The organism is Ideonella sp. P3_A4 (assembly GCF_056403075.1).
In genome coordinates this window covers 1-829 of the sequence record NZ_JBFUGE010001231.1, presented here as the reverse complement: position 1 = coordinate 829, position 829 = coordinate 1, and the positions used below count along the sequence as shown (strand labels likewise).

The 829-nt window shown below is 57.4% G+C and carries 2 protein-coding genes; one reads left to right on the top strand and one right to left on the bottom strand.

What is annotated here, in order from left to right:
• Positions 1-438 (top strand): hypothetical protein (locus AC1DYI_RS37225; RefSeq protein WP_477209085.1); only part of this gene is annotated, 438 nt, incomplete at its 5' end.
• 194 nt (positions 439-632) lie between these two features.
• Here the strand turns inward: AC1DYI_RS37225 and AC1DYI_RS37220 are convergent.
• Positions 633-829, bottom strand: a 197-nt coding sequence (locus AC1DYI_RS37220; RefSeq protein WP_477209084.1) for a hypothetical protein, incomplete at its 5' end; no start/stop codon positions are given.

Sequence of the window (829 nt, the reverse complement as noted above, 5' to 3'; positions counted from 1 at the left end):
AGGCACGTCAGCTTCCTCGCCTTCTGCGCCGCCAACGTCCTGATTGATGTTGAGCCTCTGTACTTCATGCTCACCCGGCAGTACCCGCTTCATCGGCTGTTCCACACCTATGTCGGCGCTACGGCAGTGGCAACAGCCACAGTGGCCCTGTTTTTGGCCGCGCGGTCAGTGACACGCTGGATTCCCAACCTCTTCCGGTGGAAGTCGCTCAATACCAGTCAAGTGGCAATAGGAGCGGTAATCGGTGTGTACTCTCACGTTGCCCACGACAGCGTGATGCATTCCGATATCAGGCCTTTCTCGCCATTCAGCCAAGCAAATCCTCTGTTGCATGTCGTCGGCCTTTCCACCTTGCATTGGTTTTGCATCGGTGCAGGTGTCGTTGGGCTCTGCCTTGTCGGCGTGCGCAGTCTTGTGGCAGGCCACAATGCGCCCTAACCCCTCCGTCAAGGGGACCTGCCTGCGGCAGGCCCCTTACGTCGAACGTTAAGCGTCTCAAACCGTTGACCATGCTTTCCGTCCAGTCAAGAGTGGTGCTCCGGTCGTTCAATGGCACCAAGTCAGCGCCCGCCGATTGCCGGCCAGAGGAGAACTATTGGCTCTTGGTTGGAGCAAGTGGAACGGTTGTCGAGTCAACAAATTCCGTAGGTCGTGTGCTTGTCCAGTTCGACATATCGGCCAGCGATCTCGGTCTTGCTTGTCACAATCCAGTTCCCAACAGTCTCTACCTTCTCGAAGGAGACCTGGAGCGCTCCTTGTGATGTCGTCACAAACTTTCCTTTCGGCAGCCAAGTCGCGTTCTTGCTCCCGCCCGGTGCGACGCACACTC